Raw genomic sequence first — 15096 nt, 5'->3', positions numbered from 1 at the left:
AAACCTGTGCAGGACGTACTGCGCTCCTGGCGCGGATGGGCTATACTGGCAACGAGGTCTCGTGAACCGCACCTGGCGGCCGCAACCTTTGAGAAAGGGCGGGAGGTGAGATGCGGCCTTGCTCACGCCGGATCCGTCCAGGCAAAGCGAATCGGCAACCCCACCGGCAGGGATCGATCTCCATGAGCTGGCCGCCTTCATCGCAGCCCGCCTCGAAGGCCTGCCCGAGGTAGCGGGCGCTTATCTCTTCGGATCGGTTTTGGCGGACTTCCAGCCGCAGAGTGACATCGACGTCGCCCTGATCGTGGATGCCGCGACCCAGCGGGACCTGCGCCGCACGCTCGAAGTAGAGGCGGAGGCCCAGCTACGGTTGGGCCGGCGAGAGGACCATCCCTTTCACGTCACGGCCCTCGACCCCAATGGGTGGTTCTTCTCCTTCAGGGTCGTCCACTCGGGCAGGCTGGTCTATCTGGCGGATGAAGAACGGGTTACGAACTTCCTGGAGGACGTGACGCGACAGCACGCGGACCTCTACCCTAGGTATCGGCGAGCCCTCGAAGAGGTCCTTGAAGGCTAGACTAGGGGACCTGTTGGTCATCGCACGGTCGAAACGGATACCCTTCGAAACCTGAGCTGCGGGAGGGAGCGCCGATGGGCCTGGATTCCGAACGGATGAAGACGCGCCTGGCCTATCTCATGGGGGAGGTCACCGCGCTACGTGACCTCCTCACGACCACTCCGGATCGCGCCCAACTCCTGCAGGACGCATGGAAGCGCCGCGGGACGCGTTACGCGCTCCAAACCTCCGTGGAGGCCATCGCTGACGTAGCCTACCACATCTGTGCAAAGGCCTACCACAAAGCCCCTGGCGATCCTCACGAAGCGGTCGACAAGCTGGTCCAAGAGGGCGTGCTCTCCGCGGGGACGGCGAAGCGGCTCCACGGCCTGATCGGTCTTCGGAACCGGCTCGTGCACGGCTACTTGGACATAGATGACCAGCGTCTCCTGGAGCTGCTTGCTGCCGGGCTCGGGGACTTGGAGGCCTACGCCCACGAGGTGACCAGGTACCTGGAACAGGCCTCCTCCGACCGTCCCTCCGATCCGCACGAGGATCCGCCCGAACCCTGAGTCCCCCCGCCGGTCACCCTCTGCTCCCGCCCCGCGCCAGCGCCCGCTCGACCAGATGGGCGACCAGCTGCTCGAAGGAGATCCCCGCGGCCCGGGCGGCGTCGGGATAGAGGCTGGTGGGCGTCATACCGGGGATGGTGTTCACCTCAAGAAGCACTGGTTCCCCAGAATCGGGGACCACGAAGTCGACGCGGGAGAGATCCCGGCAGCCCAGGGCCTGGTGGGCCAGGCAGGCCACCTCCTGGGTTCGAGCGTACGTAGCCTCGGGCAGGGGTGCCGGGATGACGTGCTCGCTCCAGCCGGGGGTATACCGGTGCGGGTAGTCGTACCAGGAACCCGGTGGTGTGCGGATCTCGATGACGGGCAGCGCCTCGACCCGATCGTCTCGTTCGAGGACGGCCACGGTGATCTCCTTCCCACGCACCCGCTCCTCCACCAACACTGCATCGCCGAAGTGCAGGGCCTGCGCCAGGGCCTCCTCCAGGGTCCCGTCGTGCCCGAAGCCAACGCCCACGGCCGAGCCCTGGCGTGCGGGTTTCACCACCACGTCGGCGCCCAGCTCGGCCCGAACGCGCTCTGCCGCCTCGGCCGGCCTCTCGGCGGGCGCCACCACCACCTCCCGGGCCACGGGCAGCCCGGAAGCCCGGAAGAGCCGCTTGGCGGTCACCTTGTCCATAGCGCAGGCGCTGGCCAGCACGCCGCTACCCACGTAGGGAAGCCCCAGGATCTCCAGGAGACCCTGGAAGCAGCCGTCCTCACCCGGAGGGCCGTGAAGGACGGGGAAGACCACGTCCACCCGCTCTTCCTGCAGGCGCCCGGAGATCGACGGCTCGAGCTCCAGGACCACCACGTCCTCGTACGTGGCCCGGAGCGCCTCGGCCACGCCACGTCCCGATACCCTCGAGACCTCCGCCTCGGCCGACGGGCCCCCGCACACCACGCCCACTCGGGGCTTCGCCACGCCACACACCCCCAAGCGCCCGGCCGCGTTCACAACCGGGCGTGCCGTCACCGGTACCTGCCTTCTTGCCTCGCCCACTCCATCCTATACTTTCGGGGTCGTGCCCTTGCCCCCTCGTACCCCACGGCCCTGGAACGGAACCTCCACCCTAAACGGACCCTAGACCTGCTCGGGCGCCCTTCGCCAGACGGACCGGCCCCGCTTGAAGACCTGCTCCACCAGGGGAGCGCCGAACCGGTAGGCGAGGTGCAGGTAGCCCGGGGCGTCGACGAGGACGAAGTCCGCCTGCTTGCCAGGCTCGAGGCTGCCCACCCGGTCCGCCCGGCCGAGCGCGTGGGCGGCGTTGATCGTGGCGGCCACCAGGGCTTCTTCGGGGCTGAGGCCCATCCGGACGCAGGCGAGGCTCATCACGAGCGGCATGCTCTGGAGGGGCGAGCTGCCGGGGTTGAAGTCCGTGGCCAGCGCGACGGGGATGCCCATCTCGACCATGCGCCGGGCCGGTGCAAAGCGGTCGGAACCGAGGAAAAGGGCGGTGCCCGGCAGCAGAACGGCCACCGTGCCGGCCTCCTTCAGCCGCTCGAGCCCCGCGTCGCTGGGTTGGAGCAGGTGGTCCGCGCTCAGGGCGGCCAGCTCCCCTGCCAGCTCCGCCCCGCCGCTGCCCGCCAGCTCGTCGGCGTGGAGCTTCACCTTCAGCCCCAGCTCCCGGCCTCGGAGGAGGATCTGCCGGGTCTCCTCGACGCTGAACACCCCCTCCTCGCAGAAGACGTCGCACGCCTCGGCGAGCCCGGCACGGGCGACGGCGGGGAGCATCTCCTCCACCAGGAGTTGCACGTATCCGGCCCGGTTGTTGCGGAACTCGGGGGGCACCTGGTGGGCGCCCAGGAAGGTGGGCACCACTTCCACCGGCTGCAAGCGCCCTACCTCCCTGATGGCTCGAAGCTGCTTCAACTCATCGGAGGTGGCGAGCCCGTAGCCGCTCTTCACCTCCACGGTGGTGGTCCCCTGGGCGAGCATCTGCCCCAGGAACTCGCTCAGGGCCGCCTCCAGCTCGCCCTGGCTCGCGGCCCGTACCGCCTCCACGGTGCTCAGGATGCCGCCGCCGGCCTCCATGATCTCCCGGTACGTCGCCCCCAGCACCCTCTGGCGGAACTCCTGGGCACGCCAACCGGTGAAGCACGCGTGGGTGTGGGGGTCCACGAAGCCGGGCACGACCACCCGCCGGCCCACCTCGTGGACGGTGGCCTCACGCAGCAGCGTGGGCTTCAGATCCCTCATCCGCCCCACCCGGGCCACCCGGTCGCCTTCCACCAGCATGTAGGCGTCTTCGATGAGGCCGATCTTGCCAGCAGCGGAGCCCGCGACGGGTCGCTCCGAATGACCCGCCATCGTCACGAGCTGGGCGATCTCGGTATAGAGCTGGCGCAGGGGCGGGCGCCCGGTGCCGGATGGCTGGGCGCCGCGTGGTGTGACGCCGGTGGTTCCGAGGTCCGGTTCCTTCGGGTCTGCCATGCTCCTCGCCACCTATCCGGTTCCCCGGACTCGGGCCTCACAGGCGGCCACGAGCGGGGGCAGCATCGCGTTCAGGCGCCCGCGCAGCTCCACCACGGCCCCGGCCAGCTCCTCGCCGGATCGTGCCGCGTCCACGTCCGCCATCCGTTTCAAGCTTGCCGCGTTGATCTCCACGTTGAGGAGCGCGCCCTCGACCGCGGCGCCCAGGAGGTGCGCCGCCGCGGCGGCGTCGCTGGCCGAGGACCCGTTCCCCCGCTCGCCCACGGCGGTGGCCAGGGGGAGGAGCTCCAGGGCCGCGCGGGCCGTCTCCAGCGGGATGCGTCCCGCCCGCTCCAGCGCCCGGGCGATGGCCTGCCTGCGGGTGCGCTTCTCGGCCTCCGTCTCCTTGGGTAGGCGGTAGGCGGCCATTACCTGCCGGAAGGCCTCGGTGTCGGCCTCCGCCAGCGTCTCGAGGCGGCGCCGGAGGGCGTCAGCCTCCTGGGCCACCCGGACCATCTCTTCGGCCACCTCGGCGAACCGCTTGCCCTGGCTCAGCCGGGCCACCATGGCCACCAACGCCGCGGCCATGCCTCCGGCCACAGCGGCGGCGCTCCCGCCCCCCGGTGCCGGGGCCTCGGAGGCCAGGACCTCAAGGAACTGCTCCAGGGGGAGCTTCCCCATGGCCGCGACCTCGCCTGCCCGAGGGGTCGCGTCCGGGGCGAGCGGGCCGCTGTCCGCCCCCGCCGGCTCGTGCCCTTCCACCTCGACCAGGAGCGCCTCCGTCACCCGGTTCTCCAGCACCTGCTCGTCGGCCCTGAACCCTTCGAGCTGGAGGTAGTAGGCGGCCGAGTCCACCAGGGCCGCCTGGGGCGCCAGGCCCACGACCTCCGTGCCCACCACGGGCGCTCCGTACCGGGCCGCCTCCACCCGCACCAGCTCCAGGGCCCGGTAGATGGGGGTCGCCTCGGTGTCCACCAGGTTCATGGAGACCTGCACGGCCGGCCGGCCCTCGAGCGCCAGCCCGATGGCCCGCACGTTCCTTAGGCCGCCCCGGGCTTCCCGAACCCGGTTGGCCACGGCTTTGGCCACCTTCACATCGGGGGTACCCAGGTTCACGTTGAAAGCCACCAGCGGCTTTCGGGCGCCCACGGCCGTCGCGCCCGCCCGGCCCAGGGCGGGGGGGCCGAAGTCCGGAAGCCGTCGGCCCTCGGCCACGTCCGCCCGCAGGCCCTCGTACTCGCCCCGGCGCACGTCGGCCAGGCTGCGGCGTTCGGGCGTGCGGGCCGCCTCCTCGTAAAGGTAGACGGGCAGGCCCATCTCGCCCAGCACCCGGCCCACCTCCTCCGCCAGGGCCACGCAGTCGGCCATGGTGACACCCCGCACCGGCACGAATGGGAGGACGTCCAGCGCGCCCATCCGGGGGTGGCTGCCCTGGTGGGACTCCACGTCGATGAGCTCCATGGCCGCCCGGGCCGCCCGCAGGGCAGCGTCCCGGACCGCCGCCCGGTCCCCCACGAAGGTGACCACCAGCCGGTTGTGGTCTCGATCGGCGTGGTGATCCAGCAGGGCGACGCCCGGAGCCCGGCATGCGGCCACCAGGGCGTCGATCACCTCCTGGCGCCGCCCCTCGCTGAAGTTGGGCACACACTGGATCATCTCCACCAACCGCATCCCCCTCCTCCAACCTGCTGACATCCCTGGTTCGGGCTTCTCCCGGGCGGTTCCACGTCCTTCCCGGTACCTACGACGGGCCGTCCTCCAGGGAGGGCATCCGGATGCCCCGCTCCCGAGCCACCTCTTGGGCGTGTTCGTAGCCCGCGTCCGCGTGGCGCACCACCCCCAGCCCGGGATCGGTGCGCAGCACGTGGGCCAGGCGCCACTCGGCGTTCTCGCTGCCGTCGGCCACCACCACTTGGCCCGCGTGGAGGGCGTAGCCGATCCCCACCCCGCCCCCGTGGTGGACCGAGACCCAGGAGGCGCCCGCGGCGGTGTTCACCAGGGCGTTCAAGATGGGCCAGTCCGCGATGGCGTCGGATCCGTCGCGCATCCCCTCGGTCTCCCGGTTGGGGGAGGCCACCGACCCGGCATCCAGGTGATCGCGCCCGATCACGATGGGCGCCTTGAGCTCGCCCGTCTTCACCATGCGGTTGAAGAGGAGGCCGGCCCGGTCGCGCTCGCCGTAGCCCAGCCAGCAGATGCGGGCCGGGAGGCCCTGGAGGGGCACCCGGTCCCGGGCCAGGCGGAGCCAGCGGGCGAGCCCCTCGTTCTGCTCGCCGAACTCGCGCAGGATCACCTCGTCGGTGCGGTGGATGTCCTCCGGCTCCCCCGAGAGCGCCACCCAGCGGAAGGGGCCCTTGCCCTCCTCGAAGAGGGGCCGGATGTAGGCGGGAACGAAGCCGGGGTAGGCGAACGCCTCCTCGAAACCGGCCTCCTTCGCCTGGCCCCGCAGGTTGTTGCCGTAGTCGAAAACCACCGAACCCGCCTTCTGGAAGTCGACCATCGCCCGGCAGTGGACGGCCATGCTCTCCATCGCCCGGCGGACATACTCCTGCGGGTCCTTGGCCCGGAGCGCCTCGGCATGGGGCACGCTGAGACCCGCGGGCACGTAGCCGTTCAGAGCGTCGTGGGCGGAGGTCTGGTCCGTGACCACGTCGGGCGTCCAGCCCCGGCGCACCAGCTCGGGCTCCACGTCGGCGCAGTTGCCCAGCACGGCCACGGAGAGGGGCTCCTTCTTCCGCCGGGCCTCCGCCACCCAGCGGAGCGCCTCGTCCAGGTCCGCGGTCCAGCGATCGCAGAGACCCTTCTCCACACGCCGCCGGATGCGCCGCTCGTCGACCTCGATGATGAGCCCCACACCGCCGTTCATGGTGATGGCCAGCGGCTGGGCGCCGCCCATGCCGCCCATGCCGCCGGTGAGGACCACCCGGCCTGCGAGCGAGCCGCCGAAGTGCTGGCGGGCCAGCGAGGCCAGGGTCTCGTAGGTACCCTGGATGATGCCCTGGGCGCCGATGTAGATCCACGATCCGGCCGTCATCTGGCCGAACATGATCAGCCCCTTGCCCTCCAGCTCCCAGAAGTGCTCCCAGGTGGCCCACCGGGGCACCAGGAGCGAGTTGGCGATGAGGACCCGGGGGGCCCGGTCGTGGGTCTCGAAGACGGCCACGGGCTTCCCCGACTGGACCAGCAACGTCTCGTCGTCCTTCAGGTCCTTCAGGGTCTCCACGATGCGGTCGAAGGCTTCCCAGCTCCGGGCCGCCTTGCCGGACCCTCCGTAGACGATGAGCTCGTCCGGCTTCTCGGCCACCTCAGGGTCCAGGTTGTTCATGAGCATCCGCATGGCCGCTTCCTGCTGCCAGCCCCGGCAGCTCAAGGTGGTGCCGCGGGGGGCGCGAACCGTTCGGGACGTTACCTGGGACATGCCCATCCCACCTTTCACCGGCGACCGCGTCGCTCGACTCCCCTGAGGAGCCTTCGGCCCGGGAGCCACCGGTCCTGCCGAATGCCGCGCCGCTCTCACGGGGCTTATCCTGTCCTCCCCCGGTCCCTGCGGGGCATCCGCCAGGTCATAGCAGGGAACGATCGCTCCCACGGCGTACCGGGCTTTCTATGGACGAACCGTTCCCCAGGCCGCGCGCCGACGTGCCCCCGATGGAGCGCCTGGAGCGCCTCACCGCCCGGTGGGCCTTCTTCATGCTGGTGGCGTCGATCGGGGTGGGAGCCTGGCTTGCCGAGCCCCTGGCGCCGGCGGGCCGGTTCTCGCCCTACCTGCTGGCCCTGGTGATCCTGGCGGTGAGCGCCGGCCTGGACTTCGCGGCCTTCCGGGCCAGCGGGGTGGATCCGGCCTCCTGGGCACGCGTCTTCCTCGTCGGTTACCCTGCCTACGCCGCCGGCGCGTGGGTGCTGGGGAAGGCGCTGGGGCTCGAGGGGCCGGCTCACCTGGGCCTCTTCCTCCTGGCGCTCGCTCCGCCGGCCAACACCGCCTCGGTGTGGACGAGCGCGGCCGGCGGCGATGTGGCCGTGGCGCTGAGCGGGATCGCGCTGGGCAACGTGGTGGCGCCCCTCCTCCTGGCCTTGCCGCTCGCCTTGGCCGGTACTGGGGTGGAGGCCGGCACAGGCCTGGTGCTGGCGTGGCGAATCTTGCTTCCTTACGTTCTGGTTCCGGCCCTGGCAGGCATGGCTCTGGGAGGCCGCGACCCCTTCCGCGGGCCCGGCTGGCAGCAGGGCTTCCGGCTCCTGGCTCGGATCGCGGTCCTAGCCATCATGCTGGTCAACGCGGCCGCTCTCTGGCAGCAAAGCCGCCCGCCCTTGACGCTCGTGGCGTTGATCGGCGCAGGGGTGGTGGGGATCGAGGGCTCCATCTACGCCCTGGGAAGCCGGACTGCTCGGCGCTTCCGCTTGCCTCCAGGCCCATCCAGGGCCTTCTCCTTCCTCCAGAGCATGCGGAACACGGCGCTCGTCATCGCGCTGGCCTCGGCGGCCGCAGGGCCGGAAAGCGCCCTTCCCGCCATGATCGCCTTCGCTGTCCAGGAGCCGCTCGCGGCGCTGGTGGCGGCCCGCCTGGCCCGTCGGACCGGCTCGCCGGATCCAGAAACCTCTCTGTTGCGGAAGGATACGCTTACGAGGCGTTGAAACTTCTTACAACCTTGGACAGCATGCCCGCACCTGGTCCGACCCGAAACCGGTGCCCTGGGGCGGCCTCCCGTCCAGCCCCGGCGTTCGATCAAGGATCCCCTCAAGGAGGTGCCTGGATGACGCGTCGCATCTTCATGCAGCTCACCTGCCTCGCAGTGGTCCTCGCCCTGGTGGCTACCGGCCTGACGTCGCCGGCCGTGGCCCAGAGCCTGAAGCCTGAGTACAAGCTGAGCGTGGTACCCGGCCCCAACACCGCGTGGGGCATGGGTGCCCAGCGCTTCGCGGACCTGGTTCGGGAGCGTACGGGCGGCCGGGTGAACATCAAGGTCTACTACTCGGGCCAGCTCTTCGCCGGGCAGCAAACCAACGAGTTCCTCCTGCTGCGGCGCGGCGTGGCGGATTTCACCCTTTCATCCACGATCAACTGGTCGCCCCAGGTGCCCCAGCTCAACCTATTCTCGCTCCCATTCTTCTTCGCCGACTATACCGAGGTAGACGCGGTCACCTCGGGCGAGGCCGGCCGGCGCATCGAGGAGCTCCTGGGGAAGCTAGGCGTGCGGGTGCTGGGCTGGGGAGAGAACGGCTACCGGGAGCTCAGCAACTCGGTGCGGCCCGTGGCGCGTCCCGAGGACTTGAGGGGCCTGAAGGTCCGGGCGGTGGGGAGCCCCATCTTCATCGATACCTTCCAGGCCCTAGGCGCGAATCCCGTGGCCATGAACTGGAGCGAGGCCGTCACCGCCTTCCAGCAGGGGATCGTCGACGGCCAGGAAAACCCTGTGACTGGCATCTACATCCCCCACCGGCTCTGGGAGGTCCATCCTAACCTCACGATCTGGCACTACACCCTGGACCCGCTGCTGCTCACGGTCAACGAGCGGGTGTGGCAGGGCCTCCCCGAGGACCTGCGCCAGGTGATCGCGCAAGCGGCCGTCGATGCCATGGTCTACGAGAAGGCGGTGGCCCGGGCCGGCCTGGACGACGGGGCTGCTCTGGCCACCCTGGCGGAGCTGGGGGAGCAGGTGGAGGTGACGGACCCTCTCGGGTTCCTCGAGGGCCAGGGGGTGCAGGTGATCTCGCCCACGTCTGAGGCGATGGAGGCCTTCCGGAAGGCCACCGAGCCGGTGCGGGCCAAGTGGCGGGCCACCATCGGGGAGGACCTGGTCACGGCAGCCGAGGCGGACAAGGCGTCGGCGAGGTGAGCCCCCTGCGGCGCGGGCTGGGGTGGCTGGCTGACCACGTGGAGGAGGCCATCGCCGCCGCGGTCCTGGCGGTGATGGCCGGGGTGGCCTTCGTCAACGTGGTGACGCGTTACCTGGTCCACTACCCCCTGGCCTTCACCGAGGAGCTGGAGGTAAGCCTCTTCGTCTGGCTGGTGCTCCTGGGCACCGCCATGGCCTTCCGCCACGATGCGCATCTGAAGGTGGTCTTCTTCGCCGACCGGCTGCCGCCCGCATGGCAGCGAGCGGTGCGGCTCGTTGCGAGCGGCGCCTCGCTCCTGCTCTTCGGCATCCTCCTGGTGCTAGGGTACCGGCAGGTGGCCGACGAGATCCTGCTCGGGGTGGTCACCGAGTCCCTCGGGTGGCCCAGCTGGGTCTTCACCAGCGGCCTCCCAGTAGGGGCCGGGCTCGTCGGCATCCGGATCCTGCAGTCCTCGTGGCGGCTGATCCGGCAGCAGGGAGAGGTCCTCGGGGCCGTCGAGCCGTCGGCACACAGTGGGGATGTCCGGGGCGACGGGGACCCGCGGGGGGTGGGTCTGTGAGCGAGTGGGCCGCGGCCCTGCTCGTGGGCTCCTTCGCGTTGCTCCTGCTCTTGCGCGCCCCGATTGCGGTGGCGCTGGGGCTCTCGTCGGTATTCACCATCTGGATCTATGACCTGGGGATCCCCGTCCTCTCCTACAACGTCTGGGCGGGCATCGCCAAGTTCCCGTTGCTGGCGATCCCCTTCTTTATCCTGGCAGGAGTCATCATGGAGAAGGCGGGCATGGCCGGGCGCATCGTTCACTTCATCCGGCTGCTGGTGGGGCACCTGCCCGGCGGGCTCGCGTTGGCGGCGGTGGGGGTCGCGCTCTTCTGGGGGGCCGTCTCGGGGTCGGGACCCGCCACGGTGGCGGCCCTGGGAACCATCCTGATCCCGGGCATGGCGCGGGTGGGCTACGACCGGGCCTTCGCCACGGCGGTGGTCGCGGCCACGAGCGAGCTCTCGATCGTCATCCCGCCTTCCATCGCGCTCATCGTCTACGGCACCCTCACCAGCCAGTCGGTGGGCACCCTCTTCGTGGCAGGCGTCGTACCGGGTTTGGTGGTGGGCGCCTTGCTCGGCGCCCTGGCGCTGGTCCTTTCGATTCGCCGGGGCTACGGGGGAGAAGAGCCGACGCAGCCTGGCCAGGTTTGGGAGGCTTTCAAGGAAGCGGGTTGGGGGCTGCTCGCGCCCGTCATCATCCTGGGTGGGATCTATGGCGGCGTCTTCACGCCTACCGAGGCGGCGGCCGTGGCGGTCTTCTACGGGCTCTTCGTGGGTCTGGTGGTCTACCGCAGCCTGAGCCTCAGGTCGCTCTACCGAACCCTGGTGGAAGCAACGATCTCCACCTCGGTGATCATGATCGTGGTGACGCTGGCGGGCATCTTCTCGTGGACCGCGTCCACCATCGGCGTCATCGACCGCGTGACGCAGGCGATCCTGGCCCTGGATGGATCGCCCCTGCTCCTGCTCTTGGTGCTGAACCTCTTCCTGCTGGTGGTGGGGATGTTCTTGGACGCCATCTCGGTCTACTACATCTTCCTGCCGATCTTCATCCCGGTGATGGCTCACCTGGGGTGGAACCCCATCTGGTTCGGCATCATGATGACCGTGAACCTGGCCCTGGGCCAGATCACCCCGCCCGTGGCCGTCAACCTGTACATGGGCGCCCATGTAGCGGGCCTCTCGCTCGAGGAGGTGTGGCGCGAGGTCTGGCGCTTCGCGGCGGCCGCCGCGGTGGGACTCCTGATCGTGGCCTACGTGCCCCAGCTCTCGCTATGGCTGCCCTGGGCGCTGGGGATGCGGTGACTGCCCTCGTTTGCGCATTGCGGGACTTCAGCAAAACGGATATACTGACGTAGGGTGAGGTTCATGGAGGTCAAGGCATCGTCGGAGAAGCGAGCACGAAACCGCCGCTCAGGAGTGCGCGCCGCGGCCGTCTCCGCTGAGATGTTGACCCAGGTTTCCACGCGAGGACAAATCACGCTTCCCGCTGAGATACGAAGGGCAGCGCAGGTGAGGCCCGGCGATCATCTGCTGGTGCGGGTCGAGGGTGGACGGATCGTCTTAGAACCGGCAGTGATCGTACCCGTCGAGCGCTACACGGAAGAACGCATGCGTGAATTCGCCAGGGAGGCCGAGATGTCCCCGGAGGAACTGGACGCTGCCCGGAAGCGTTGGGGGCTGTCCTAGCTGGGCACAACCGTCTTCCTGGACGCCAACGTGCTCTTCTCCGCTTCTCTCGGCGGTGAGAGCTTCGACCTGCTCTGGGAGCTCGCTGAAACCGCGAAGGTTCGATTCGTCACGAGCGTCTACTGCCACACGGAGGCCCGGGAGAACCTACAGAGGAAGAGGTCGACGCGCCTCGGGAAACTTGTCGAGCGCATGCGATCCGTAGAGCTCACTGGAAGCGGTGACGAGCATCTGGAGTGGGCCCGGTCGCTTCTGCCCGAGAAGGACGCACCGGTCCTGGCGGCAGCGGCGGCAGCCGGCGCCTCCGTTCTCATCACCGGGGATCGGACGCATTTCGGACACTTGATGGACCGCGCGGACCTCCCCGTTCGCGTCATGACGGTTCGAAGCTTCCTACTGCGCGGGCCTGGCGAGCAGGCGCCGCGGGCCGGCCCGGGCCCAAAGGCTGCAACGTCTTCGGGTTCTCCTCCCGGATCTGCTCCGTTACCAGCCGCCTCAGATCCAGGAAGCGAGGATCCAGGCCAAGCTCCGGCTCCTGGGGCCGAGGCGGGTCGAGCCTCGAGGCATCCTTGATATGGCCCCGCGAGAGGGAGAACGACCGCCGCGCCGAAGGTCCCGTCATGGAGATCCGACCCTTCCTCGCCATGGACGTGCTCGAGCGGGCCCAGGCCCTGGAGCGGCAGGGGCGTTCCATCGTCCACCTGGAGGTGGGCGAGCCCGGCTTCGACACGCCTCTCGCCGTACGGGAAGCGGCCCGTCGAGCCCTCGTCGAGGGTGAGACCCACTACACCCACTCCCTGGGGCTGCTGGAGCTCCGGGAGGCCATTGCCGCGCGCTACCGCGACCGGTACGGCGCCATGGTCGATCCCGGCTGCATCGTGGTCACCCAGGGAACCTCGCCCGCGCTCTTCCTGGCGGTCCGGGCCCTCCTGGAGCCCGGGGACGCCTTCCTCCTCCCGGATCCCGGATACGCCTGCTATCCCAACGTGGTGGCCTCTGCGGGAGGCCAGGTCGTGTCCGTCCCGGTCCACCCGGGCCACGGCTTCCGGCTGCGGCCGGAGGCGGTGCGGGGGGCGGCCGCCTCGGCCCGCTCGCAGGGGCTACGCCCGAGGGCGCTCCTGATCAACTCCCCGGCCAACCCCACGGGGGCCGTTCTCTCCGGGCCCGAGCTGGAGGCGGTGGCACGGGCCGCGGCGGAGGAGGGCCTGGTACCCATCTCCGACGAGATCTACCACGGGCTCTCGTACGACCTGCCGGATCGGGAGCACTCCCTGGCCGAGTACACCGGCGCGGGCTTCGTGGTGGACGGCTTCTCCAAGCGCTACGCCATGACCGGGTGGCGGCTGGGCTACATGGTGGTGCCCGCCGAGCACCTGCGCACCGTCCAGAAGCTGCAGCAGAACCTCTTCATATGCGCCGGGGCGTTCGTCCAGCGGGCGGGTCTGGTTGCCCTGCAGGAGGGGAACGGGCCGGCGGAGACCATGCGGCAGGAGTATTCCCAGCGGCGCCGGGTGATGCTGGACGGCCTGGCCCGCCTTGGCCTGGCCCCGGAGGTGCCTCCGCGGGGCGCGTTCTACGTCTTCGCCGATGCCCGCCACGTGGACGGGGACTCCCTCCGGCTCGCGTACCGCCTCGTGGAGGAAGCCGGCGTTGCGGTGGCTCCCGGCATCGACTTCGGCACCCGGGGCGAGGGGTTCCTGCGGCTCAGCTACGCGGCGCCGGTGGAGGCCATCAAGGAAGGTCTCGACCGCCTGGAACGCTTCCTGGCCAAGGCGGGCGCGTTGCCTGGGTAGGGTCCGCCGGGACTCGCGCCGTCCGCGGTTCCGTCGACCGAGGCCGGGGGGTCGCTCACGTCCGGCCCATGGGCACCACCGCCTCCTGGAACACCCCCAGGGCGATACGTTCCGCCATCTCCTCGATCTCCTCCCGCAGGGGCCGATCCTCTTGCAGGGACGGCACGTTTTCCCGCACTTCCCTGTAGACCGCCCGACTGCCCTCGCCCAGGCCGTCCGGGCCTCCCGACAGATCCACCGCCTGGGCGGCGCAGAGGAGCTCGACGGCCACCACCCGGCGGGCGTTCTCCAGCACCTGGGCTGCGTGACGGGCGGCAATGGAGCCCATGCTCACGTGGTCCTCCTGGTTGGCGGAGGTGGGGATGGAGTCGACGCTGGCCGGGTGGGCCAGGCTCTTGTTCTCCGAGACCAGGGCGGCGGCCGCGTACTGGGCCACCATGTAGCCGGCGTTGAGCCCGCCGTTGGGGGAGAGGAAGGGAGGAAGACCGCTCAGGTGGGGGTTCACCAGCCGCTCGATGCGTCTCTCGGAGATGCTGGCCACCTCGGCCAGGGCGATCGCCGCCAGGTCCATGGCGATGGCCACGGGTTGGCCGTGGAAGTTGCCTCCGTTGAGGACCAGGCCCGAGCCCGGATCCGAGCGTTCCATCTCCCACGGGCCGGGCCCCCCGTCGGCGGCTGAACGGTCCCGCAGGTCTTCCATGGCCTCGGGGGGGATCACCAGGGGGTTGTCGGTGACGCTGCAGGCCTCGAGCTCCAGCACCCGAGCCACGTAGGCAAGGGCGTCCCGGCTGGCTCCATGCACCTGAGGGACGCAGCGGAGGCTGTACGCGTCCTGCACCCGGGCGGCCGCCTGGGGTGAGTCGAGCCGGTGGCTGCCCCGGGTGAGCTGGAGGATGCGCCGGGCCGTCTCCACCTGGCCTGGATGGGGCCGGAGCGCGTGCACGAAGGGGTGGAAAGCGGCGCGGTTCGCGCCGAGAGCCTCCAAGGTCAGGGCTGCGGCCCCGTCCGCCGCCTCCAGCAGCCGGTCGCCATCCCAGCTCACCAGGATGCCGATGCCCGTCATGAACTGGGTGCCGTTGATGAGGGCGAGACCTTCCTTGGCCTGGAGCCGGGCGGGCTCCAGCCCCGCCTCCCGCAGCAGCTCGCCGGCGGTAGCCTTCCGGCCTCGCCAGGTCGCCTCTCCCTCGCCCATCAGGGCCAGGGCCACGTGGGCCAGGGGGGCCAGGTCGCCGCTGGCCCCCACCGAGCCTTGCGAAGGAACCAGGGGCAAGAGATCCAGATTGAGCATGGCCACCAGCTTCTCCAGGGTCTCGGGACGGATACCCGAGAGGCCCCGGGCCAGGGCGTTGATCCGCAGGAGGATGAGGGCGCGCACCGCCTCGGGCGGAAGTGGGGGACCCACGCCGCTCGCGTGGGAGCGGACCACGTTCCGCTGGAGCGCCTCCACGTCCTCCGGGGGGATCCGCACCTCCCGCAGCTCGCCCACCCCTGTGGTCACGCCGTAGACGGTCTCGCCCCGCGCGATCAGGTCCTCCACCACCCGGCGGCTGCGCTCGACCCGTCGCCGGGCCTCTTCGGCCAGCACGACCGTCTCGCCCAGCCGGGCCACCCGTACCACGTCCTCCCGGGTGAGGTGCTCACCGTCCACCACCACCATGCCGGCCC

Annotated in this window: 14 protein-coding genes; 9 read left to right on the top strand and 5 right to left on the bottom strand. The window is 70.3% G+C overall.

Annotation, left to right across the window (positions count from 1 at the left end; translation table 11 throughout):
• The first annotated feature begins 118 nt into the window (after nucleotides 1-118).
• Complete coding sequence (locus LIP_RS01330; protein ID WP_068133305.1) at nucleotides 119-577, top strand: nucleotidyltransferase domain-containing protein; 459 nt, start codon at nucleotides 119-121, stop codon at nucleotides 575-577.
• Between the two features lie 95 nt (nucleotides 578-672).
• Nucleotides 673-1128, top strand: coding sequence for a type VII toxin-antitoxin system HepT family RNase toxin (gene hepT, locus LIP_RS01325; RefSeq protein WP_158509511.1), 456 nt, complete (start codon nucleotides 673-675; stop codon nucleotides 1126-1128).
• Between the two features lie 13 nt (nucleotides 1129-1141).
• Here hepT and LIP_RS01320 read toward each other — a convergent pair whose 3' ends face one another.
• The 4 genes from LIP_RS01320 to hutU all read right to left on the bottom strand — a co-directional run bounded on the left by LIP_RS01320 (nucleotide 1142) and on the right by hutU (nucleotide 6995).
• Nucleotides 1142-2089, bottom strand: a complete 948-nt coding sequence (locus tag LIP_RS01320; RefSeq protein WP_158509510.1) for a D-alanine--D-alanine ligase family protein — start codon at nucleotides 2087-2089, stop codon at nucleotides 1142-1144.
• Between the two features lie 159 nt (nucleotides 2090-2248).
• Nucleotides 2249-3598: an imidazolonepropionase gene (hutI, locus tag LIP_RS01315; RefSeq protein WP_082725691.1), complete on the bottom strand. Its 1350-nt coding sequence runs from the start codon at nucleotides 3596-3598 to the stop codon at nucleotides 2249-2251.
• 12 nt (nucleotides 3599-3610) lie between these two features.
• Complete coding sequence (gene ftcD, locus LIP_RS17325; RefSeq protein ID WP_082725690.1) at nucleotides 3611-5248, bottom strand: glutamate formimidoyltransferase; 1638 nt, start codon at nucleotides 5246-5248, stop codon at nucleotides 3611-3613.
• 70 nt (nucleotides 5249-5318) lie between these two features.
• Nucleotides 5319-6995, bottom strand: a complete 1677-nt coding sequence (gene hutU / locus LIP_RS01305; protein WP_068133299.1) for a urocanate hydratase — start codon at nucleotides 6993-6995, stop codon at nucleotides 5319-5321.
• A gap of 230 nt (nucleotides 6996-7225) precedes the next feature.
• On the opposite strand from hutU, the gene LIP_RS01300 reads away from it, so the two are divergent.
• From LIP_RS01300 to LIP_RS01270, 7 genes are all read left to right on the top strand, one after another.
• The gene (locus tag LIP_RS01300; RefSeq protein ID WP_231699362.1) at nucleotides 7226-8206 is read left to right on the top strand and encodes a bile acid:sodium symporter family protein; all 981 of its coding nucleotides are present in this window, start codon (nucleotides 7226-7228) and stop codon (nucleotides 8204-8206) included.
• A gap of 119 nt (nucleotides 8207-8325) precedes the next feature.
• On the top strand, nucleotides 8326-9408 hold the full coding sequence (locus LIP_RS01295; RefSeq protein WP_068133290.1) for a DctP family TRAP transporter solute-binding subunit: 1083 nt from the start codon (nucleotides 8326-8328) through the stop codon (nucleotides 9406-9408).
• Nucleotides 9405-9968 carry a TRAP transporter small permease gene (locus LIP_RS01290; RefSeq protein ID WP_068133287.1) on the top strand — a complete coding sequence of 188 codons (564 nt, stop codon included), beginning with the start codon at nucleotides 9405-9407 and terminating at the stop codon, nucleotides 9966-9968. Before LIP_RS01295 ends, LIP_RS01290 begins: the two co-directional genes overlap by 4 nt.
• Complete coding sequence (locus LIP_RS01285) at nucleotides 9965-11254, top strand: TRAP transporter large permease (protein ID WP_068133284.1); 1290 nt, start codon at nucleotides 9965-9967, stop codon at nucleotides 11252-11254. Before LIP_RS01290 ends, LIP_RS01285 begins: the two co-directional genes overlap by 4 nt.
• A gap of 63 nt (nucleotides 11255-11317) precedes the next feature.
• Nucleotides 11318-11638: an AbrB/MazE/SpoVT family DNA-binding domain-containing protein gene (locus tag LIP_RS01280; RefSeq protein ID WP_198409637.1), complete on the top strand. Its 321-nt coding sequence runs from the start codon at nucleotides 11318-11320 to the stop codon at nucleotides 11636-11638.
• Nucleotides 11639-12211 (top strand): PIN domain-containing protein, encoded by a 573-nt coding sequence (locus LIP_RS20255; protein ID WP_082725689.1) that lies wholly within the window; start codon nucleotides 11639-11641, stop codon nucleotides 12209-12211. It begins immediately after the preceding gene.
• Nucleotides 12212-12258: 47 nt separating this feature from the next.
• Nucleotides 12259-13431 (top strand): pyridoxal phosphate-dependent aminotransferase, encoded by a 1173-nt coding sequence (locus LIP_RS01270; protein WP_068133278.1) that lies wholly within the window; start codon nucleotides 12259-12261, stop codon nucleotides 13429-13431.
• Between the two features lie 55 nt (nucleotides 13432-13486).
• On the opposite strand, the gene hutH is transcribed toward LIP_RS01270, so the two are convergent.
• Nucleotides 13487-15088, bottom strand: coding sequence for a histidine ammonia-lyase (hutH, locus tag LIP_RS01265; protein WP_068133276.1), 1602 nt, complete (start codon nucleotides 15086-15088; stop codon nucleotides 13487-13489).
• Between the last annotated feature and the right edge of the window lie 8 nt (nucleotides 15089-15096).

It is taken from the genome of Limnochorda pilosa, assembly GCF_001544015.1.
GTDB lineage: Bacteria > Bacillota > Limnochordia > Limnochordales > Limnochordaceae > Limnochorda > Limnochorda pilosa.
The sequence above is the reverse complement of the archived record's forward strand: the minus strand, read 5'-3'. Positions and strand labels throughout refer to the sequence as shown.